The 21,405-nt window shown below is 60.8% G+C and carries 20 protein-coding genes; 12 read left to right on the plus strand and 8 right to left on the minus strand.

Annotation, left to right across the window (positions count from 1 at the left end):
- Positions 1-244: 244 nt before the first annotated feature.
- The 4 genes from AO064_RS08100 (at position 245) to AO064_RS08115 (ending at position 3,765) form a co-directional block, all read left to right on the plus strand.
- On the plus strand, positions 245-1,042 hold the full coding sequence (locus AO064_RS08100; protein ID WP_064052959.1) for a hydroxymethylpyrimidine/phosphomethylpyrimidine kinase: 798 nt from the start codon (positions 245-247) through the stop codon (positions 1,040-1,042).
- A gap of 18 nt (positions 1,043-1,060) precedes the next feature.
- A complete protein-coding gene (thiE, locus tag AO064_RS08105; protein ID WP_015886046.1) occupies positions 1,061-1,690 on the plus strand; it encodes a thiamine phosphate synthase in 630 nt (209 codons plus the stop codon).
- Between the two features lie 11 nt (positions 1,691-1,701).
- Positions 1,702-2,985 (plus strand): glutamate-1-semialdehyde 2,1-aminomutase, encoded by a 1,284-nt coding sequence (gene hemL, locus AO064_RS08110; RefSeq protein WP_015886047.1) that lies wholly within the window; start codon positions 1,702-1,704, stop codon positions 2,983-2,985.
- 225 nt (positions 2,986-3,210) lie between these two features.
- A complete protein-coding gene (locus tag AO064_RS08115) occupies positions 3,211-3,765 on the plus strand; it encodes a tetratricopeptide repeat protein (RefSeq protein WP_015886048.1) in 555 nt (184 codons plus the stop codon).
- A gap of 3 nt (positions 3,766-3,768) precedes the next feature.
- On the opposite strand, the gene AO064_RS08120 is transcribed toward AO064_RS08115, so the two are convergent.
- The 6 genes from AO064_RS08120 to AO064_RS08145 all read right to left on the minus strand — a co-directional run bounded on the left by AO064_RS08120 (position 3,769) and on the right by AO064_RS08145 (position 9,737).
- Complete coding sequence (locus AO064_RS08120; RefSeq protein WP_064052960.1) at positions 3,769-4,881, minus strand: succinylglutamate desuccinylase/aspartoacylase family protein; 1,113 nt, start codon at positions 4,879-4,881, stop codon at positions 3,769-3,771.
- Positions 4,882-4,890: 9 nt separating this feature from the next.
- On the minus strand, positions 4,891-5,601 hold the full coding sequence (locus AO064_RS08125) for an ABC transporter permease (protein WP_064052961.1): 711 nt from the start codon (positions 5,599-5,601) through the stop codon (positions 4,891-4,893).
- Positions 5,601-6,314, minus strand: a complete 714-nt coding sequence (locus AO064_RS08130) for an ABC transporter permease (protein ID WP_064052962.1) — start codon at positions 6,312-6,314, stop codon at positions 5,601-5,603. Before AO064_RS08130 ends, AO064_RS08125 begins: the two co-directional genes overlap by 1 nt.
- 16 nt (positions 6,315-6,330) lie before the next feature.
- Entirely contained in the window at positions 6,331-7,089 is a 759-nt protein-coding gene (locus AO064_RS08135; RefSeq protein ID WP_064052963.1) for a transporter substrate-binding domain-containing protein, read from the minus strand.
- A 38-nt stretch (positions 7,090-7,127) separates the two neighbouring features.
- Positions 7,128-9,182 (minus strand): oxidoreductase, encoded by a 2,055-nt coding sequence (locus AO064_RS08140; RefSeq protein ID WP_064052964.1) that lies wholly within the window; start codon positions 9,180-9,182, stop codon positions 7,128-7,130.
- Positions 9,183-9,410: 228 nt separating this feature from the next.
- Positions 9,411-9,737: a DUF1820 family protein gene (locus AO064_RS08145; protein ID WP_064052965.1), complete on the minus strand. Its 327-nt coding sequence runs from the start codon at positions 9,735-9,737 to the stop codon at positions 9,411-9,413.
- A gap of 131 nt (positions 9,738-9,868) precedes the next feature.
- On the opposite strand from AO064_RS08145, the gene miaB reads away from it, so the two are divergent.
- From miaB to lnt, 5 genes are all read left to right on the plus strand, one after another.
- Positions 9,869-11,197 (plus strand): tRNA (N6-isopentenyl adenosine(37)-C2)-methylthiotransferase MiaB, encoded by a 1,329-nt coding sequence (miaB, locus tag AO064_RS08150; RefSeq protein WP_015886049.1) that lies wholly within the window; start codon positions 9,869-9,871, stop codon positions 11,195-11,197.
- Between the two features lie 215 nt (positions 11,198-11,412).
- Positions 11,413-12,417, plus strand: coding sequence for a PhoH family protein (locus AO064_RS08155; RefSeq protein WP_015886050.1), 1,005 nt, complete (start codon positions 11,413-11,415; stop codon positions 12,415-12,417).
- Positions 12,410-12,868 (plus strand): rRNA maturation RNase YbeY, encoded by a 459-nt coding sequence (gene ybeY, locus AO064_RS08160; protein ID WP_046036575.1) that lies wholly within the window; start codon positions 12,410-12,412, stop codon positions 12,866-12,868. The genes AO064_RS08155 and ybeY overlap by 8 nt, the downstream gene beginning before the upstream one ends.
- A gap of 41 nt (positions 12,869-12,909) precedes the next feature.
- On the plus strand, positions 12,910-13,749 hold the full coding sequence (locus tag AO064_RS08165) for an HlyC/CorC family transporter (RefSeq protein ID WP_064052966.1): 840 nt from the start codon (positions 12,910-12,912) through the stop codon (positions 13,747-13,749).
- Positions 13,750-13,757: 8 nt separating this feature from the next.
- Positions 13,758-15,281 carry an apolipoprotein N-acyltransferase gene (gene lnt, locus AO064_RS08170; protein WP_064052967.1) on the plus strand — a complete coding sequence of 508 codons (1,524 nt, stop codon included), beginning with the start codon at positions 13,758-13,760 and terminating at the stop codon, positions 15,279-15,281.
- A 124-nt stretch (positions 15,282-15,405) separates the two neighbouring features.
- On the opposite strand, the gene AO064_RS08175 is transcribed toward lnt, so the two are convergent.
- Both AO064_RS08175 and AO064_RS08180 read right to left on the minus strand, forming a co-directional pair.
- On the minus strand, positions 15,406-16,167 hold the full coding sequence (locus AO064_RS08175) for a YdcF family protein (protein WP_064052968.1): 762 nt from the start codon (positions 16,165-16,167) through the stop codon (positions 15,406-15,408).
- Between the two features lie 98 nt (positions 16,168-16,265).
- The gene (locus AO064_RS08180; protein ID WP_064052969.1) at positions 16,266-16,583 is read right to left on the minus strand and encodes a hypothetical protein; all 318 of its coding nucleotides are present in this window, start codon (positions 16,581-16,583) and stop codon (positions 16,266-16,268) included.
- Between the two features lie 262 nt (positions 16,584-16,845).
- Here AO064_RS08180 and leuS point away from each other — a divergent pair, with 262 nt between their 5' ends.
- The 3 genes from leuS (at position 16,846) to holA (ending at position 21,223) form a co-directional block, all read left to right on the plus strand.
- Positions 16,846-19,452, plus strand: a complete 2,607-nt coding sequence (gene leuS, locus AO064_RS08185) for a leucine--tRNA ligase (RefSeq protein ID WP_064052970.1) — start codon at positions 16,846-16,848, stop codon at positions 19,450-19,452.
- Between the two features lie 88 nt (positions 19,453-19,540).
- Positions 19,541-20,146, plus strand: a complete 606-nt coding sequence (locus tag AO064_RS08190; RefSeq protein WP_064052971.1) for an LPS-assembly lipoprotein LptE — start codon at positions 19,541-19,543, stop codon at positions 20,144-20,146.
- 39 nt (positions 20,147-20,185) lie between these two features.
- Positions 20,186-21,223 (plus strand): DNA polymerase III subunit delta, encoded by a 1,038-nt coding sequence (holA, locus tag AO064_RS08195; protein WP_064052972.1) that lies wholly within the window; start codon positions 20,186-20,188, stop codon positions 21,221-21,223.
- The last annotated feature ends 182 nt before the right edge of the window (positions 21,224-21,405 follow it).

Raw genomic sequence — 21,405 nt, forward strand, 5'->3', positions numbered from 1 at the left:
AAAGCCCCCCCATTCCTTTTGAGATGACGTACACCGGTCATACAGTTAGTCGTTTGGATCCACTCTAGCATAGCCATTAAAGGCTATTGGACACCATTGAAATAATTTTTTGAAAGGCTCTAGAACAAGCGTCCCAGACGGTTTTAACGGCCAGCACCGTGCCAAAAAAGCGCGGTAATCCGGACAAAATTCAACCATCGCCAGACGGCCCCGCCAAAAGCGTTTGGTGGTAAGCTCGCGCACCATGAATACCTACAGCTCTCGCCCCGTTGTCCTCTGTCTCTCCGGCCATGATCCCAGTGGTGGCGCCGGCTTGCAGGCAGATATCGAAGCCCTGCTCGCCCAGGGTTGCCATGCGGCCCCGGCCGTCACCGCCCTGACCGTGCAGAACACCGTCAATGTCAGCGATTTCCGCGTGCTCGACCGCGAGTGGGTACTGGCCCAGGCCAATGCCGTGCTCAGCGACTCGGACGTGGCGGCGGTCAAGCTGGGCATGCTCGGCTCCACCGCGATGGTCGACACCGTGGTCGAGCTGCTGCAGGCGCATCCGCATCTGCCGGTGGTATGCGACCCGGTGCTGCGTGCCGGCGGCGGCGGCAGCCTGGGCAAGGACGAAGTCGGCTATGCGATGCGCGAGCGGCTGTTACCGCTGTCGCTGATCGCCACGCCGAACCTGCCCGAAGCGCGCATCCTCGCTGAACTGCCTGAAGGCACCGCGGACGAATGCGCCGAGAAGCTGCTGCCGTATATCAAGCACCTGCTGATCACCGGCGGCCACGGCGACGAGCACGAAGTGCACAACCGCTTATACAGCCGCGACGGCACGCGCCAGACCTTTACCTGCCAGCGCCTGCCCGGCAGCTATCATGGTTCGGGCTGCACGCTGGCCAGTGCATTGGCTGGTCGGATTGCCCACGGCGAAGGCTTGGTCAGCGCCGTGCAATCGGCACTCAACTACACTTGGCGCACCCTGCGTGACGCTGAACAACTCGGCCAGGGCCAGTTTGTACCGCGCCGGTTGCCGCTGGATTTCTGCTCTTAAAAGCACGAGGCCTGCCTGATGAAACTACGTGGCCTTTACGCCATTACCGACAGCCAACTGTTGGCCGGCAAATTCCTCGCCTACGTCGAAGCGGCGTTGGACGGTGGCGTGACCCTGCTGCAGTACCGCGACAAAAGCAGCGACGAAGCCCGCCGCCTGCGCGAAGCCGAAAAGCTGCGGGAGCTGTGCTCGCGCTACAAGACCCAACTGATCATCAACGACGACGCTGAACTGGCCGCGCGCCTCGGCGTCGGCGTGCACCTGGGCCAGACCGACGGCCCACTGACCCCGGCCCGCGCACTGCTGGGCTCCAAAGCCATTATCGGCTCGACCTGCCACAGCCAGATCGAACTGGCCGAGCAGGCCGCCAAGGAAGGCGCCAGCTACGTCGCCTTCGGCCGCTTCTTCAATTCCAACACCAAGCCCGGCGCTCCGGCTGCCACGGTCGAGATGCTGGCCCAGGCCCGTGCGCGCGTGCAGCTGCCAATCTGCGTAATCGGCGGCATCACCCTGGAGAACGCCGAACCGCTGGTGGCGCACGGCGCCGACTTGCTGGCGGTGGTGCACGGCCTGTTTGGCGCCGACAGTACGCAGGAAGTCACGCGCCGCGCTCGCGCGTTCAACGATCTGCTTAAAATTTCAGTTTAGAGAGCCCCCTCATGTCCCGTTCCGAAACGCTGTTTGCCAATGCCCAGAAACACATCCCCGGCGGTGTGAACTCCCCCGTGCGTGCGTTCAAGAGCGTCGGCGGCACGCCACTGTTCTTCAAGCATGCCGAAGGCGCCTACGTCACCGACGAAGATGACAAACGCTACGTCGACTACGTCGGTTCCTGGGGCCCGATGATCCTCGGCCACAGCCACCCGGACGTGCTGGACGCGGTGCGCAAGCAGCTGGAACACGGCCTGTCGTACGGTGCGCCGACCGCCATGGAAACCGAAATGGCGGACTTGGTGTGCGCCATCGTGCCGTCGATGGAAATGGTGCGCATGGTCAGCTCCGGCACCGAAGCCACCATGAGCGCGATCCGCCTGGCCCGTGGTTTCACCGGCCGCGACAGCATCATCAAGTTCGAAGGCTGCTACCACGGTCACTCCGACAGCCTGTTGGTGAAAGCCGGCTCCGGCCTACTGACCCAGGGCGTGCCGAGCTCGGCCGGTGTCCCGGCGGCGTTTGCCAAACACACCCTGACCCTGCCGTTCAACGACATCGCCGCTGTCGAGCAGATGCTCAATGAAGTGGGCCAGGACGTGGCGTGCATAATCGTTGAGCCGGTGGCCGGCAATATGAACTGCGTACCGCCGGCGCCGGGTTTCCTCGAAGGCCTGCGCGAGCAGTGCGACAAGCACGGCGTGGTGCTGATTTTCGACGAAGTGATGACCGGTTTCCGTGTCGCCCTCGGCGGTGCCCAGGCTCACTACGGCGTCACGCCGGACCTGAGCACCTTCGGCAAGATCATCGGCGGCGGCATGCCAGTGGGCTGCTTCGGCGGTAAACGCGAGATCATGCAGCACATCGCGCCGCTGGGCCCGGTGTACCAGGCCGGCACCTTGTCCGGTAACCCGCTGGCGATGGCCGCCGGCCTGACCACCCTGCGCCTGATCAGCCGTCCAGGCTTCCACGCCGAGCTGACCGACTACACCACGCGCTTGCTCGACGGCCTGCAACAGCGCGCCGATGCCGCCGGTATCCCCTTTGTTACCACCCAGGCGGGCGGTATGTTCGGCCTGTACTTCAGCGGTGCCGACGATATCGTCACCTTTGATGACGTGATGGGCAGCGATGCCGACCTGTTCAAACGCTTCTTCCACCTGATGCTGGAAGGCGGCGTGTACCTGGCGCCGAGCGCCTTCGAGGCCGGCTTCACCTCAATCGCCCATGGCGACGCCGAGCTGAAACTGACCCTCGACGCCGCTGAACGCGCCTTCGCCGCACTGAAATAATTGGCCGCAAAAATCAGACACCGCCCAAACGGTGTCTGATTTGCTACTTTGCCTACAGAGCTTTCCGAGTTTTTTCGAGAAATTACCTGCAATCCGGCAGATAACTTGCCCAACCAGCAGAAAAACGAGTAAAGACTTTGTAAGCAGAGGCCTGCTTATTTCATAATGCGCGCTTATTGGATCCCACGAGGGTCCGCGTGCCCCGTCAGAGGTAAGTCGATTCCCATGAAACGCACCGGCCGCACCCTGGTTCTGGGCTGCCTGTTGCTCCTTCAGCCGCTGCTGGCACATGCACAAGCAGGCGGCAACTCGTTGTTAATCCCAGCGATGGGTCGCTGCACCCTCAATACCCAGCCAGACAGCCAGGCCGAATCCCTGAGCGCGTGCCAGAAACAGGCTGACGGCGGGGATGCGCAAGCGCAATACGAGTTGGGCGAGTACTTCCACGACAGCAAAAACCCTGCACGCGACCTCAACAAAGCCTTGAGCTACTTCGAGAAAGCGTCGTTGCAGGGCCATGCGCAAGCGCAATTCGAGCTGGGTAACATGTTCTTCAAAGGCGAAGGCGTACCGGCCAATAACGTCCAAGCGTATATCGTGCTGAAAATGGCGGCGGTCAACGGTGCGGAAGATGCGCTGGATACGGCCGACGAAGTGGCCGAGCACATGCAGCGCGATGAACTCGAAGTGGCGACCCAGGTACTCGGCCAGATTTTCCGTAATTACCTGCAAGAACTGCAGAGCGCGGATGGGCGTTCGCCCTTCTCCCCCCTGCCCTGATTATCAAGGCGACAACAGATACCCCTGCCGGTAAGCCTTCGTGCCTGCGACATGGGCAATCGTCATACCCGCAGTCGCCATTCGCCGCACGGACCTGACATACAAAAGCCCTTCACGCCTGCACGCAATGGGCGTCACGCGGTCGGTGATCGGATCGATAATCTCCGCCAGGACTTGCCCCGCCGCCAGGTAATCCCCCACCTTCGCGCAAAACACGATCAAGCCTCCCACCGGGCTCATCACCGGCTCAACGCCCGCCAGCGGTGTGGGCGGGCTGAGCAATGGCGGTAGCTGCGGCGCCTGGCCATCAATGGCACCGCGCTGAATCAGGTAGTTGATCAACGCCTGACAATCCTGACGCGCCAGCCCGTGGTCCACATCGGCAACACCGCGTAATTCCAAGGTCACGGCGAACCCTGGCTCCGCAAAGCGCCCGGCAAAACGCGCCTGCATCTGCGCCCAAAACAACGTAAAGCACTCATCGAACGATTGCCCACCGGCTTCTTTTGCCAGAAAGCAGGCTCTAGCCCCCAGGTAGCGGGCCAAGGGCTCCACCTGTGGCCAGAAATCCGGTGAAAGATACAAGTGCTGTACGGCTTCGAAATCACAATGCAGGTCCAGCACGATATCGGCGTCACAGGCTAGCGCCTGCAGGGCCAAGCGCATGGATTGCAATGACGTCGCCGGCACTTGGCGGGTAAGCGTCTGCCTCAGGACCGAACGGATCAATTGCAGATTGCCGGCTGGCTCATCAGTCAACAGGCTTTGCACGCAATCACCGACCTGCTGGCTGACATCCACGAAGAACCGATTGAAGTTCTCCCGGCTGTCGTTATCGAAGCGTCCCTGCGGTACGTCCATCAACACTTGCTCCAACCCCAGCGGGTTGGCTATCGGCACCAGTACGACCGACCAGCGCAACAACCCGGCCGCCTCCAGATACGCGAGCTGCTGCTTGAGGTGCGATAAAACCAGCATCCCCGGCAGTTCATCGGCGTGCAGCGCCGCCTGGAGGTAGACCTTGCCCGCCGCATGGAGGGGGCCGTAATGAAAGCTATGGATCTGCCGCGCCGTACCCGGCACAGCCGCCAGTAATGCGTGCACTTGAGTCTGCATATCGGTCCCCTATCGGCCGGGATCAAGAAAGCGCAGCCAACGCCGTTCAGCCAGGCGGAACAGACCGACCAAGGCAAAGGTGATGCACAGGTAAAGGGCTGCGGCGAGGCCAAATGATTGGAAGGTCAGGAAGGTAGCGGCGTTGGCATCCCGGGCCACTTTGAGGATGTCCGGCACCGTGGCCGTGAACGCCAACGTGGTGGAATGCAGCATGAAGATCACTTCATTGCTGTAATACGGCAATGAGCGGCGCAAGGCCGAGGGCATGATCAGGTGGACATAGAGCTTCCAGCCGTCAAACCCCAGGGATCGCGCGGCCTCGATTTCACCGCGCGGCATCGCACGAATGGCGCCCGCCAGTATTTCCGTGGTGTAGGCGCCGGTGTTAAGGGCGAACGCCAGCAGCGTGCAGTTCAGTGCTTCGCGGAAAAAACCATCCAGCAGCGGCTGCTCACGCACCGCGGCAATACTGTAGATACCGGTGTAGAAGATCAGCAACTGGATATACAGCGGCGTGCCGCGAAACAGGTAGGTAAAGCTTTGTACCGGCCAGCGCAGCCAACGCCGGGACGACACCCTGGCAATGGACAACGGCAATGCCAGCAGCAGGCCGAAACACAGCGAGGCACTGGTCAGCCACAAGGTCATGGCCAGGCCGGTCAATTGTTGACCGTCGGAATAGAGGAATGGTCGCCAGTATTCCTGGATCAGCTCAATCATTATGATGCCTCCTGCACACCGGCGCCGTAGCGGCGCCCCAGCCAGCGCAATGCGGCGTTTGAAACACTGCTGAGCACCAAGTAGATCAACGCTGCGAGTAGCAAAAAGGCCAACAACTGCTGGCTGCTTTTGCCCGCCACTTGGGCCACTTTGACCAAGTCCGCCAAGCCGATGATCGACACCAACGCAGTGGCCTTGAGCAAAACCATCCAGTTATTGCCCAGCCCAGGCAGGGCGAAGCGCATCATTTGAGGGAATATTACGTGCACAAAACCCTGGCTGAAGGTCATCCCCAAGGCCTTGGCGGCCTGGTACTGGCCGCGGGGCACGGCCAGCAAGGCGCCGCGAAAGGTTTCTGTGAAATAGGCGCCGTAGATAAACCCCAGGGTCAGCACGCCAGCGCTGAAAGGGTCGATCTCGATGTAGACCCAGCCCGCCGCCTTTGTCAGACGACTCAAGCCTGTTTGCAGCCCGTAGAAGATCAACAACATCAACAGCAGGTCCGGTACCCCACGGATCAGGGTGGTGTAGAGCTGTGCGCAGATGCGCGAGGTCCTGACCTTGGACAACTTGGCGCCGGCCCCCAGCAAGCCGAAGACCAGCCCCAGCAGCAGTGACAGCAACGCCAGTTGCAGCGTGACCCAGACACCGCGCAATAACAGCGGCGCAAAACCGTCCAGGGTCGCGGCGAATTGCGTAAAAGTGGGTAGCATTTTGCGCCCTCGCCGGTCATTGGCCGCTGAACATGCTCACACCCGGGAAATACTGCTCTTGCAGCCGGGCATAAGTACCATCAGCGTGTAGCGCCGCCAGCCCTTTATCCAGCAGGGTTTTCAAGGCCTGATTGCCTTTGGCGATGCCGATGGCACTTTTGGAAGGCATCAGTTCGCTCTCAATCAACGGCCCCAGTACAAACTTCGCACCTTGGTCGGAGTGTAAAAAACCGCTCTGCGCCTGCTGGGCATCCTGCAGTGAAGTGTGCAAACGACCCGCCACCAGATCGGCATACACCTGCTCCTGATCGGCATAAGCCACGATCCTCATGCCTTGTTTGGCGAGCACTTGCCGGGCGTAGGCTTCCTGGGTGCTGCCCTGCAAATAGCCTACGGCCTTGCCCTTGGACAACTCGGTGCCTGGGCGGAACACCATGGCGGTGGGGCTGGAAAAAACCTCCGAGGAGAAATCGATCACCTTCTGTCGTGCGTCAGTGACCGTCATTGAAGCCAGGATCGCATCGATCTTGCCGGCGTTCAGGCTGGGGATCAGGCCGTCGAAGTCGCTTTCGACCCATTGGCAACGAACGTTGAGGTTACTGCAAATGGCAGTGCCTACATCAACTTCGAAACCTGTCAACGCTCCCTTACTGTCCTTGTAAGCAAACGGGGCGTAGTTGGGATCAACACCGAAACGTATTACCGTATATTCGTTGGCAAAGAGAGGCGTGTTTATAAACAGTGTGACGAATAACATCAGGAGTATTTTTTTCATTATTGTATTCCTCGTTATTAATGAAACAGCAGGACTGACTACACTTCGATAAAAGGAATCTCTCGACGTACAACTAAGGAATCAGCAGGCATATCAAACTCTCGTGCCATGCGATGCCCTGAATACACCGCTGCTGCAAGGGTGCCCGGCGCCACGCAGTCGCCGATCAACGTCAGCGTGGTGATACCGGCCGCGCGCATCTGTTCGGGGGCGTTATGCAACGCCTGATACAACGCTTGCTCGGGCGCTCGCGAGGTGACCAACAACAAGGACGCTGCGGGAATGAAGCGGGTTCGCTCGGTGTAGACACACCCGGCGATCACGCCTTCCGGCATGCCGCCGACCAGCGTGTGGGACGCGAGGATCGTGACATCCAACTCCAGCAGGCGACGCTGGATGCGATGCTGCTCAAGGGTGTTATGGGTCCAGGTCGCCACATCCGCCGCCGGCGTAACGAAGATCACCTCCACACCCCGCGCCACCAAATACTCGGCCAGCACGCTGCCCATGTAATAGTGATCATCGTCGAACAGCAGCACCGGTGACGGCGGCAACACACCGGCCATCACGTCGTCCGGCGTCAGCACGGGCAGGCACTCCAGGCCCGGTAACGGATGACGCAGGGCGCGTCCCAAGCCGTCCCGCCGCCAGTGTGAGCCGGTGGCGATAAACACGTGCTCGGCCGCGAAATCGAGCACGTCCTGGACTTGCAAGGGGCTTTCCCGATAAATCTCGACCGACGCCAGGCGGCTCAGGGCATCCAGTCGATAGTCGATAACCCGTGCCCAACTCGCCAGTCCGGGGAGGCGAGCCTCCAGCGCCACACGCCCACCCAGCGTGCGCAGGCTGTCGGTCAGCGCTACATCCATCCCCCTCGCTCCCAGTACCCGTGCGCACTCGAGCCCTGCGGGCCCGGCGCCGACCACCAGCGCGCGCCCAGGCTGATGCGCTCGCTGGACCGACTCGGGGTGCCAGCCGCGTCGCCACTCCTCGCCCATGGTCGGGTTCTGGGTGCAACGTAAAGGCGTGCTGGTGTGGTCGCTGCTGACACACACATTGCAGCCTATGCACTCACGAATTTCCTCCGCGCGCCCCTCTTCAATCTTCTTCGGCAAAAAAGGATCGGCAATCGAAGGGCGGGCCGCGCCAATCAGGTCGAGTACGCCGCGGCGGACCAGGGAGACCATGGTGTCCGGCGAGGTAAACCGCCCAACACCGACCACCGGCTTGCGGGTCAGCGCCTTGAGCCCCAACAGGAAGGCCTCTTGGTACCCCTCCGGGGCAAAGCGCGACGTCATGCTGTCGTTGGACCAATCGGCGACATTCACATCCCATAAATCCGGCAAGTCCGCCAACATCGAGAAAATCTCAGCGCCTTCGCCCTCGCGACTCAAGCCACCCGCTGTCTGCTCATCCACCGCCAGGCGGACCGCCACAGCACACCGGTCTCCTACCGCATCGCGGGTGTCTTCAATCAGCTCGCGCAGCAGCCGCACGCGGTTCTCCAACACCCCGCCGTACTCATCGGTCCGCCGATTGTTGCGAGGCGTGAGGAAATGGAACGGCACGCTCAGGTCATGCCCGGCATACACATAAATGATGTCAAAACCTGCCTCCCGCGCCCGCAGTGCGGCCGCGCGGTGCATGGCGCGCAACTGCTGGATATCGGCACGCGTCATGGCCCGCGCCTGTACGGGGTCGTAACCACGCACCGGCGTATGGGAGGGTGCCCAGGGGATTTCACGGCTGTAGCGGTTGGGGGCGGAGTAGCCATTGAACGCCAACTCGACACCGGCCAGCGAACCGTGCTGGTGGACCGCCTCACACATCCGCGCGAGTGCCGGGATGTCGCGTTCATCCCACAAGCGCGCCTCTATGTAGGGAGAGAACTCGCTCAGCGGGCTGATTTCACACTCCTCGGTACAGACCACGCCCCACCCGCCTTCGGCTTTTACCCCACGCATGCGTGCCATGGCCAATGGATGCACATGGCCCATGCCATTGCAGTGGGGAACTTGATAAAAGCGATTGCGGGTGCGAACCGGGCCGATTTGTACCGGTTCAAACAGGATGTCATAGCGAGGATCGCGCACAGGGCTACTCCCGAACAGGTACGTTCGTAAATGACTGCGTGATTAAGAAACTCGGTGTTAACTAATGGCGAGATGTAACTGTGCTGAAGTAAGGGAAACTTCGAGGCGTTTTATTATTAATGCATCTATGACGCCCTCGGCGCACAGACGAAAACTGCTACTTTTCCAGCAGAATGTCCATGCACAACAGGAACATTTCAGAAGCGTCCTACAAATTTACAATGAACTTTACTTATCAGGCATCGGCATCGGAAACGGCATCACATTGCTGGTGCCCCGCGCCTCGCTGATCTTCGGCGTGCCCAGGCGCTCGACTTCATCGATGCGCACAATCGAATGCATCGGCACAAAACTGCGCACCACGCCTTCAAACTGAGCTTTGAGCTTCTCCTCGCCCGGGTCGACGACCAACTGGGTGCGCTCGCCAAAGACGAATTCTTCCACCTCCAGGAAACCCCACAGATCGCTCTGATAGATCTGCTTGGCGTACATTTCGAACACCTGGCCCTGGTTGAGGAAAATCACCTTATAGATTGGAGCTTCACGTTTGGTCATGGTGGGCGAGGAACACATGGGGGATATAAAAGAGGGCGCGAACTATAGCATGGCACCCGATGCACAGCGCTAGGAACCGATGGGCATGACCCCTATAATGCGCGGTTCTTTACCACCAGTTGACGATTCCCATGGCCAAGAAGCTTTACATCGAAACCCACGGTTGCCAGATGAACGAGTACGACAGCTCGCGCATGGTCGACTTGCTGGGTGAACACCAGGCCCTGGAAGTCACCGCCCGCGCCGAAGATGCCGACGTGATCCTGCTCAATACCTGCTCGATCCGCGAGCGGGCCCAGGACCGTGTGTACTCGCAGCTGGGCCGCTGGCGCGAATTGAAGCTGGCCAACCCGGACATGGTGATCGCCGTCGGCGGTTGCGTGGCCAGCCAGGAAGGCGCTGCGATCCGCGACCGCGCGCCCTATGTCGACGTGGTCTTCGGCCCGCAGACCCTGCACCGACTGCCGGAAATGATCGACGCCGCCCGTATCACCAAGCTGCCGCAGGTTGACGTCTCGTTCCCGGAAATCGAAAAGTTCGACCACTTGCCCGAGCCGCGTATCGACGGGCCGAGCGCCTATGTGTCGGTGATGGAAGGCTGCAGCAAGTACTGCACGTTCTGCGTGGTGCCCTACACCCGTGGCGAGGAAGTCAGCCGGCCATTTGACGACGTGCTGTCGGAAATCATCCACCTGGCCGAAAACGGCGTGCGCGAAGTGACCCTGCTGGGCCAGAACGTCAACGGCTATCGCGGCCTGACCCAGGACGGCCGCCTGGCCGACTTGGCGGAGCTGATCCGCGTGGTCGCAGCGGTGGACGGTATCGAACGGATTCGCTACACCACCTCGCACCCGTTGGAATTCTCCGACAGCCTCATCCAGGCCCACGCCGAAGTGCCGGAACTGGTCAAGCACCTGCACTTGCCGGTGCAGTCGGGTTCGGACCGCATTTTGTCAGCGATGAAGCGCAACCACACCGCACTGGAATACAAGTCCAAACTGCGCAAACTGCGCGCGGCGGTGCCGGGCATCTGCATCAGCTCGGACTTCATCGTCGGCTTCCCCGGTGAAACCGAGAAAGACTTCCAGCAGACCATGAAGCTGATCGAAGACGTCGGTTTCGACTTCTCCTACTCGTTCGTCTACAGCCAGCGCCCCGGCACCCCGGCGGCCGACCTGGTGGATGAAACCCCGGAAGCGCTGAAAAAAGAGCGTCTCAACGCCTTGCAACATCGTTTGAACCAGCAGGGTTTCGAGATCAGCCGACAAATGGTCGGTTCCACCCAACGCATCCTGGTCACCGACTACTCGAAAAAAGACCCGGGTGAACTGCAGGGCCGTACCGAGAACAACCGAATCGTCAACTTCCGTTGCGACAATCCGACCCTGATCGGCCAGTTTGCCGATGTGCACATCGATGCGGCTCAGCCCCATTCGTTGCGTGGGTCGTTGTTGCAATAATGACCTGATTAACACCGAGTCAATGTGGGAGGGGGCTTGCCCCCGATGGCGGCGAATCAGATCACACATTTATTGCTGACACATCGCTATCGGGGGCAAGCCCCCTCCCACATTTGAACTGCATGGCATCAGGGTTAGATAAGTGCTTTCGTACCCGCGCCTCTGGCGTTATTCTCTATTTCACCTCAACAGCCAAAGGGCGGCTAAAAGCGACCTTGAACGCACCCATAGTAGAACCCCATCGTTTTCTCCTCGAGCCTTTTGAAGCTCGCCGTTTCGCCAACCTGTGCGGACAGTTCGACGAGCACCTGCGCCTGATCGAACAACGCCTGAGCATCGAGATCCGCAACCGCGGCAATCAGTTCGAGCTCATTGGTGAACCTCAACACACCACGTCCGCAGAAAACCTGCTGCGCCGTCTCTACCGCGAAACCAAAGGCAGTGAACTGTCGCCGGAAACGGTGCACCTGTACCTGCAGGAATCGGCAGTGGAAGACCTGGCCAACAATCCTGTGGCCGAAGCCAGCGTGGCCCTGCGTACCAAAAAAGGCATGATTCGCCCGCGCGGCTTGAATCAGCAGAAGTACGTCAAGGAAATCCTCGGCAACGACATCAACTTCGGCATCGGCCCCGCCGGTACCGGCAAGACCTACCTGGCCGTGGCCTGCGCGGTCGACGCACTGGAGCGCGAGCAAGTGCGCCGCATCTTGCTGGTGCGCCCGGCGGTCGAGGCGGGCGAAAAGCTCGGCTTCCTGCCCGGCGACCTGGCCCAGAAGATCGACCCGTACCTGCGCCCGCTCTACGACGCACTCTACGAGATGCTCGGCTTTGAATACGTGGCCAAGCTGATCGAGCGCCAGGTGATCGAGATCGCCCCGCTGGCCTACATGCGCGGGCGCACCCTGAACAACAGCTTCATCATCCTCGACGAAAGCCAGAACACCACGGTCGAGCAAATGAAGATGTTCCTCACCCGGATCGGTTTCGGCTCTACCGCCGTGATCACTGGCGACGTCACCCAGGTCGACTTGCCCAAGGGCACCAAGTCGGGCCTGGCCCAGGTGATCGAGGTGCTCAAGGACGTACCGGGCATCAGCTTCACGCACTTCATGCCCAAGGACGTGGTCCGCCATCCGCTGGTGCAGCGTATTGTCGAAGCCTACGAGCGCTTCGACCATCGCGACGATGCGCCGGCCAAGGACGTGCGCCGCGATGCTTGAGCTAGACCTGCAGCTGGCCACCGAAGCGCCCGCCCCCAGCGAAGCACAGTTCCGTGAATGGTGCGCCCTGGCCCTGCGCCAGCGCACCGCCGACTCGGAACTGACCATTCGCCTGGTCGACGAGCCCGAGGGCCGCGAGCTGAACCACACCTGGCGCCAGAAGGATTACGCGACCAACGTGCTGTCCTTCCCCGCCGACGTGCCGGATGAACTGCTGGATATCCCGTTGCTGGGCGACTTGGTCATCTGTGTCGAGGTGGTGGAGCGCGAAGCGAAGGAACAGGGCAAGGAACTTGAGGCCCACTGGGCTCATCTAGTCATCCACGGCTGCTTGCATCTCTTGGGTTACGACCATATAGACGATGACGAAGCCGAGGAAATGGAAACACTGGAACAAACGTTGCTTGCAGAATTGGGTCATCCGGACCCGTATGCAGACGACGACGCTTAAAAACACTCAACTGTAACAATAAAGGATTCAGAGTAATCGCTATGAGCGAAGACCGATCGAGCAACGGGCAGAAGTCATGGCTGGGTAAACTGACCCAGGCTTTTGCCCACGAGCCGAAAAACCGCCAGGAGCTGCTTGAGCTGCTGCGCGAGGCCCATCAGAACAAGTTGCTGGACAGCGAAGCGCTGGCCATTGTCGAAGGCGCCATCCAGGTGGCTGACCTGCAAGTACGGGACATCATGGTCCCGCGCTCGCAGATGATCAGCATCAAGGCGACCCAGACTCCACGGGAATTCCTCCCGGCCGTGATCGACTCGGCGCACTCGCGCTACCCGGTGATCGGTGAAAGCCATGACGACGTCATGGGCGTCCTGCTGGCCAAGGACCTGCTGCCGCTGATCCTCAAGGAGAATGGCGACAGCTTCAACATCAAGGACCTGCTGCGTCCGGCCACCTTCGTGCCTGAGTCCAAGCGCCTGAATGTGCTGTTGCGCGAGTTCCGCGCCAACCACAATCACATGGCCATTGTGATCGACGAATACGGTGGCGTGGCGGGCCTGGTCACGATTGAAGACGTGCTGGAACAGATCGTCGGCGACATCGAAGACGAACACGACGTTGAAGAAGACAGCTACATCAAGCCACTGCCCAGCGGTGACTTCCTGATCAAGGCATTGACGCCGATCGAGACCTTCAACGAGTTCTTCGACAGCGAATTCTCCGACGACGAGTTCGACACCGTCGGCGGCTTGGTGATGAGTGCGTTTGGCCATCTGCCAAAACGTAACGAAACCACCGAAATCGGCGCTTATCGCTTCCGCATCCTGAATGCCGATAGCCGCCGGATTCACTTGATCCGCCTGACACCTATTGCTCGCTAAGGACTGAAATGCGCCGTCTCACCGCTCCCGGCTGGCCCGGTAATGTGCTGGCCGTGGTGGCCGGTGCTATCACTACACTGGCGCTGGCGCCGTTCGATCTGTGGCCATTTGCACTGGTAGCGGTCGGATTCTTCTATGTAGGGCTGCGTGAATTGAGCCCTCGGCAGGCGCTGGGCCGTGGCTGGTGCTTCGGTTTTGGCCTGTTTGGCGCTGGCACCAGCTGGATCTACTACAGCATCCACCATTTCGGCGGCGCCTCGGTGCTGCTGGCTGGCTTCTTGATGCTGCTGTTTACCGCCGCGATTGCCTGGTTCTTCGCCCTGCCCGCCTGGCTGTGGGCGCGCTGGTTGCGCCGCAATGAGGCGCCGTTGGCGGATGCGCTGACGTTTGCCGCGTTGTGGGTCGGCCAGGAAGCATTTCGCGGCTGGTTCCTTACCGGTTTCCCGTGGCTGTACTCCGGTTACAGCCAACTCGACGGCCCCCTCACTGGCCTGGCGCCCGTGGGCGGCATGTGGCTGATTTCCTTTGCCTTGGCGCTCACCGCAGCGCTGCTGTGCAACCTGCCGCGCCTGTTGGCCACTAAGCGCAACGCGTTTATTGGCGCAGGCCTGGTGTTGCTGGTAGCGCCCTGGGCGATCGGCCTGGCACTCAAGCATCACGCCTGGACCAGCCCGTCTGGCGCGCCGCTGAGCGTGGCGGCCATTCAGGGCAATGTCGAACAAAGCATGAAATGGGACCCGGAGCAGCTCAACGCGCAGCTCGCGCTGTATCGCGACATGAGCTTCAGTTCCAAGCGTGTCGATTTGCTGGTGTGGCCGGAAACAGCGGTGCCGGTGCTCAAGGAGTCCGTCGAGGGCTACCTGGGCATGATGGGCAAGTTCGCCGCCGACCGGCACACCGCGCTGATCACCGGCGTACCGATCCGCCAGGAAGTGCACCACCAGAAGCGCTACTTCAACGGCATCACCGTGGTCGGCGAAGGCGACGGTACCTACTTGAAACAGAAGCTGGTGCCCTTTGGTGAATACGTGCCGCTGCAGGACATGCTGCGCGGCCTGATTGCCTTCTTCGACCTGCCGATGTCGGACTTCGCGCGCGGCCCGTCCGACCAGGCGATGCTCCAGGCCAAGGGCTATCAGATTGCGCCGTTCATTTGCTACGAAGTGGTGTACCCGGAATTCGCTGCCGGGCTGTCAGCCCAGAGCGATTTGCTGCTGACCATCAGCAACGACACCTGGTTCGGCCGCTCGATCGGTCCCCTGCAGCACCTGCAAATGGCGCAGATGCGTGCGCTGGAAGCCGGACGCTGGATGATCCGTGCCACCAACAACGGCGTGACCGGCCTGATCAACCCTTTTGGGCAGATCACCGCGCAAATCCCGCAATTCGAGCGAGGCATCCTCTACGGAGAAGTCGTGCCAATGCACAACCTCACGCCGTACCTGCAATGGCGTTCATGGCCGTTGATCATCGTGTGCCTGGGGTTGTTTGGTTGGGCATTGCTGGCGGGCCGGATGGCCAAAACCGTCTGACAGAATCAAATCGAGCTTAATGTGGGAGGGGGCTTGCTCCCGATAGCGGAATGTCAGTCGGTACCTCCGATACTGATAGACCGCGATCGGGAGCAAGCCCCCTCCCACATTTGGATTTGCGGTGTTATCGGTAAAACAACCGGTAGCCTATCTGCCCCACCGCTTCATTGATCAACTGCCCGCTCTGCCACACCGACTTGAACTCCGGCATCCACCCGCCCAGCGGCCTGGCGTTGTCCACGCCCAGGAAACCCACGGGTGCCGGCACCACGGTAAAGCCGGCCTTCTCAAAGCTCCACACCGAACGCGGCATATGCCAGGCTTGAGTAACGACCACCACGCGCTTGATACCCTCGGGCAGTAGGATCTCGGCGCTCATCTGCGCATTTTCCCAGGTCGTACGGCTGCGCTCTTCTTTCCAGCGCACCGTCACGCCAAAGTCATCCTGCATCGACACCGCCATCAACGCCGCCTCACTGGGCGGCGTGCCGTAATGCAGGCCGCCGGTGGTCAGCACCGGCAGCCCGGACGCCTTGGCCAATCGTGCGGCATAACGCTGGCGCTCCAGGCCGATACCCGTGGGCTGGTCGGTGCCCCAGGCCGGATCACCGCGTTCACGCCCCGAGCCCAAGACCACGATGGCATCGGCGCGCTGGGCCAGGGTCGACCAGTCCTCACGGGCCAACGGCGGCTCGCTTTCCAGCGCCCGTGCGCCCCATTCCACCGCCACCGGCAGGCTGATCAGCCACATGCCCCCCAAACCCAGGGCGAAGCAGCCAGCCGCCAAGCGCGGGCGGCTGCGACGAAACCACCAGGCAAACGCCAGCAGCAGCAAGAAAATGCCGGGCGGCAGCAGCAGTTGTTTGATGAAATAACGAATAGGCATCGGGCATCTCCATAGATGCCCGAAGCCTAAGGTGTAACGGGGTTTAGCGACAATCTTTACAGTGAAATGGCGGTGATGCCGTTCAGGGGGGCAATGAATTACTTGTAGCGGGCGGACCGGAGCTTTTCCGGGCCACGACCGGCCGACAAGTCCTTGAGCCACACCACCTTGGCTGAATGCGTAGGCTCCTTGATGGGCGGGGTTGCCACCCAAGGAGGCGCGCTGCACCCATTGCGTTCCAGATAAGCCTTGATCAGTTCCAGCTCCGCACGGCTCAAGCCGCGCAGTTCCAACTCGACAGGTCGTTCATCACGCAATCGGCCCGCCGTCCTCGCTGCATCCAATGCACGACCCAATCGGTCGATCAGTCCTTCGTAGATATCCGGTTTCGATACGATTCGCTGCGATTCAACCATCCCCTCACCTCATTGAAGATATGACTCACTCCCCAATAAACAGCGTAGCCCCCGTGGCTGTACCTGCCTGGCGCCGCGACAGACGGCCCTGCCTGCGCAATCAGGGTTTCCCTCGATAGAGTGGGGTCATGTATGCTACGGCGCTTCCTGTAACTCCACTTCCCGCAGGGTTTGGGCACGGACGCGCCGCTTTTTGGTGTCGATCAACCCGAGCCATGCACCGAAGAGGATTAGGCCACCCCTATTCAGTTCAAAAGTAGCCATGCACGAACAATATCAGCCCCGTGAAATAGAAAATGCCGCCCAAACCTTCTGGGACGAGCAGAAGTCCTTTGAAGTCAGTGAACAGCCAGGCAAGGAGACTTTCTATTGCCTATCGATGTTCCCTTACCCCAGCGGCAAGCTGCACATGGGGCACGTGCGCAACTACACCATCGGTGACGTGATTTCGCGCTACCAGCGCATGCAAGGCAAGAACGTCCTGCAACCCATGGGTTGGGATGCCTTCGGCATGCCGGCGGAAAACGCCGCGATGAAAAACAACGTGGCCCCCGCCAAGTGGACCTACGAAAACATCGCCTACATGAAGAACCAGCTGCGCAGCCTGGGCCTGGCGGTGGATTGGTCCCGCGAAGTGACCACCTGCAAGCCGGACTACTACCGCTGGGAACAATGGCTGTTCACTCGCCTGTTCGAAAAAGGCGTGATCTACAAAAAAAGCGGCACCGTGAACTGGGACCCGATCGACCAGACCGTCCTGGCCAACGAGCAAGTGATCGACGGGCGCGGCTGGCGTTCCGGCGCGCTGATCGAAAAGCGCGAAATCCCGATGTACTACTTCAAGATCACCGCCTACGCGGATGAACTCTTGTCGAGCCTTGACGACCTGCCGGGCTGGCCCGAGCAGGTCAAGACCATGCAACGCAACTGGATCGGCAAGTCCAAGGGCATGGAAGTGCAGTTCCCGTACAACGTCGACTCGATCGGCGAAGCGGGCGCACTCAAAGTCTTCACCACCCGTCCGGATACCTTGATGGGCGCGACCTACGTCGCCGTGGCCGCCGAACACCCGCTGGCCACCCAGGCCGCCCAGAACAACCCTGAGCTGCAAGCGTTCATCGCCGAATGCAAAGGCGGTAGCGTGGCCGAAGCCGACGTCGCCACCCAGGAGAAAAAAGGCCTGCCGACCGGGCTGTTCGTCGAGCACCCACTCACCGGTGAAAAGCTGCCGGTCTGGGTCGCCAACTACGTGCTGATGCACTACGGCGATGGCGCAGTCATGGCTGTGCCGGCCCACGACGAGCGCGATTTCGAATTCGCCACTAAGTACAGCCTGCCGATCAAATCCGTGGTGCGCACCAGCTCGGGCGACACCAACCCGGCCCCGTGGCAAGACGCCTACGGCGAGCACGGTGAGCTGATCAATTCCGGCGAGTTTGACGGCCTGGACTTCCAGGGCGCCTTCGACGCCATCGAAGTCGCACTTATCAAGAAAAACCTCGGCGCCTCGCGCACCCAGTTCCGCCTGCGCGACTGGGGCATCAGCCGCCAGCGCTACTGGGGCTGCCCGATCCCGATCATCCACTGCGAAAGCTGTGGCGACGTGCCAGTACCGGAAGACCAATTGCCGGTCGTCCTGCCGGAAGACGTGGTGCCGGACGGCGCTGGCTCGCCACTGGCACGCATGCCCGAGTTCTACGAATGCAGCTGCCCGAAATGCGGCCAGCCTGCCAAGCGTGAAACCGACACCATGGACACCTTCGTCGAGTCCTCGTGGTACTACGCCCGCTACGCCTCGCCGCACTATGAAGGTGGCCTGGTGGAAAAATCCGCGGCCGACCATTGGTTGCCGGTGGACCAGTACATTGGTGGTATCGAACACGCCATCCTTCACCTGCTGTACGCGCGTTTCTTCCACAAGCTGATGCGCGACGAAGGTCTGGTGAGCTCCAATGAGCCGTTCAAGAACCTGCTGACCCAGGGCATGGTAGTCGCCGAGACTTACTATCGCCGTGAAGCCAATGGTGCGTACACCTGGTTCAACCCGGCCGACGTCGAGCTCGAGCGCGACAGCAAAGCCAAGGTCATCAGTGCCAAACTGATCGCCGACGGCCTGCCGGTGGAAATCGGCGGCACCGAGAAGATGGCCAAGTCGAAGAACAACGGCGTCGACCCACAGTCGATGATCGATCAGTTCGGCGCCGACACCTGCCGCCTGTTCATGATGTTCGCCTCGCCGCCCGACATGAGCGCCGAATGGTCCGACTCCGGCGTCGAAGGCTCGCACCGCTTCCTCAAGCGCGTCTGGCGCCTGGCGCACGCCCACATCAGCCAGGGCCTGCCAGGCAAACTGGACGTGGCCGCATTGAGCGACGAGCAGAAACTCATTCGCCGCAGCATCCACCTGGCCATCAAGCAAGCCAGCCAGGACGTGGGCCAGAACCACAAATTCAACACCGCCATCGCCCAAGTGATGACGCTGATGAACGTGCTGGAAAAAGCGCCACAAGCCACTGAACAGGATCGTGCGCTGGTGCAGGAAGGCCTGGAAACGGTCACCCTGCTGCTGGCCCCGATCACGCCGCACATCAGCCACGACCTGTGGAACCGCCTGGGCCACAGCGACGCCGTCATTGATGCGCGCTGGCCGGTGCAGGATGACAGCGCCCTGGTACAGGACACGCTGCAACTGGTGATCCAGGTCAACGGCAAACTGCGCGGCCAGATCGATATGCCGGCCACCGCCAGCCGCGAAGACGTCGAGGCGGCTGCCCGCGTCAACGAAAACGTGCTGCGCTTTACCGAAGGCCTGACGATCCGCAAAGTGATCGTCGTGCCTGGCAAACTGGTCAATATCGTCGCTAGCTAATCGGATCGGGCGCGGGGCTTGAGCCCTGCGCCGAACAAAGCCTTCAGGGCCTCGATAAGGCCCACATGGTTTCAAGGGGAGCAACAAAATGATCAAACGCAATTTGCTGGTGATGGGCCTTGCCGTGCTGTTGAGCGCTTGCGGCTTCCAGCTGCGCGGCACCGGCACCACTGACCTGACGATCAAGGAATTGGACGTCAGCGCCCGCGACGCCTACAGCCAGACAGTCACGCAGCTGCGTCAGGTCCTGGAAAACAGCGGCGTTCACGTCTACACCGGCGCGACGTACAAGTTGTTCCTGGTCAATGAAAAAGAAACCCAGCGCAACCTGAGCTACGCCAGCGCCGGGCGTGCGTCCGATATCGAACTGAGCACCCAGCTCAACTTTGAAATCCAGGGCCGCGACCACCTGCCCTTGATGGCTGACAACATCCAGGTGCAGAAAATCGTCAGCCACGACGGCAACAACCTCGTGGGTTCGGATTCCGAAATCATCCAGGTGCGCAAGGAAATGCGTCGTGAGCTGGTACAGCGCATGGTCCTGCGCCTGTCGATGATCACCCCGGAACAACTCGAGACCTTGCAGCAACGCGCTGACGACAAGGCCAAGGCGGATGCCGACGCACTGAAAGCCGCGCAAGAGTATGAAAACAACACGCCGAAACAATCGCCTGTTGAAGTACCTGTCGAGTAAGCCAGACGGGGCGCTTCAAACGCCCCGTTCGCCCTGCCTATGAAACTCGCCCCCGCCCAACTCGCCAAACACCTGCAAGGTGGCCTCGCGCCTGTCTACATCGTCAGCGGTGATGATCCGCTGCTGTGCCAGGAAGCCGCCGACGCAATTCGCACCGCCGCGCGCCAGCAAGGTTTCGATGAACGCCAGGTGTTCAGCGCCGACGCCAGTTTCGACTGGGGCACGTTGCTGCAAGCTGGCGCGAGCATGTCGCTGTTTGCCGAAAAACGCCTGCTGGAACTGCGCTTGCCGTCGGGCAAGCCGGGTGACAAGGGCGCGGCCGCCTTCATTGAATACTGCTCACGGCCTGCCGAAGACACGGTCTTGCTGATCAGCCTGCCCAAGCTTGACGGCAGCGCGCAGAAAACCAAATGGGGCAAGGCCCTGGTGGAAGGGGCGCAAACCCAGTTCATCCAGATATGGCCAGTGGACAGCAACCAGTTGCCGCAGTGGATTCGCCAACGCCTGTCTCAGTCAGGGCTGTCGGCCACCCAGGACGCAGTGGAACTGATCGCCGCCCGAGTCGAAGGCAACTTGCTTGCCGCCGCCCAGGAAATCGAAAAGCTCAAGCTGATGGCCGAAGACGGGCAGATTACCGTCGAGACCGTCCAAGGCGCCGTCGCGGATAGCGCGCGCTTTGATGTGTTCGGACTGGTGGACGCGATCCTCAATGGCGAACCCGCCCACGCCCTGCGCATGCTGGAAGGCCTGCGCGGTGAAGGCGTCGAGCCACCGGTGATTCTCTGGGCCCTGGCCCGGGAGTTGCGGGTGCTGGCCAACATCGCCCTGCAATACAGCCAGGGCACGCCGCTGGACAAAGCCTTCAGCCAGGCCAAACCGCCGGTGTGGGACAAGCGCAAACCCTTGATGAGCAAAGCCCTGCAACGGCATTCGGCGCAACGCTGGGCGCAGCTTTTGCTTGAAGCGCAACGCATTGATGCGCAGATCAAGGGCCAGGCGGCCGGTTCGCCGTGGATGAGCCTCAGCCGTTTGTCGCTGTTGATGGCCGGCCAGCGCCTGACACTTCCCGCCGAATAACCCCTCTCTCAAATCACTGAAAATCCACTGTGGGAGGGGGCTTGCCCCCGATAGCGGTGTATCAGTCAAAGATGTATTACTGACACTCCCTCATCGGGGGCAAGCTGAACTGGCCTAATGATTTTGGACACTTCAATCGGGCGCTATGATAGCGCTCAAATCTGAGGTGTTTGGATATGCGT

Source organism: Pseudomonas marginalis, assembly GCF_001645105.1.
In the GTDB taxonomy this organism is placed as follows: domain Bacteria; phylum Pseudomonadota; class Gammaproteobacteria; order Pseudomonadales; family Pseudomonadaceae; genus Aquipseudomonas; species Aquipseudomonas petroselini.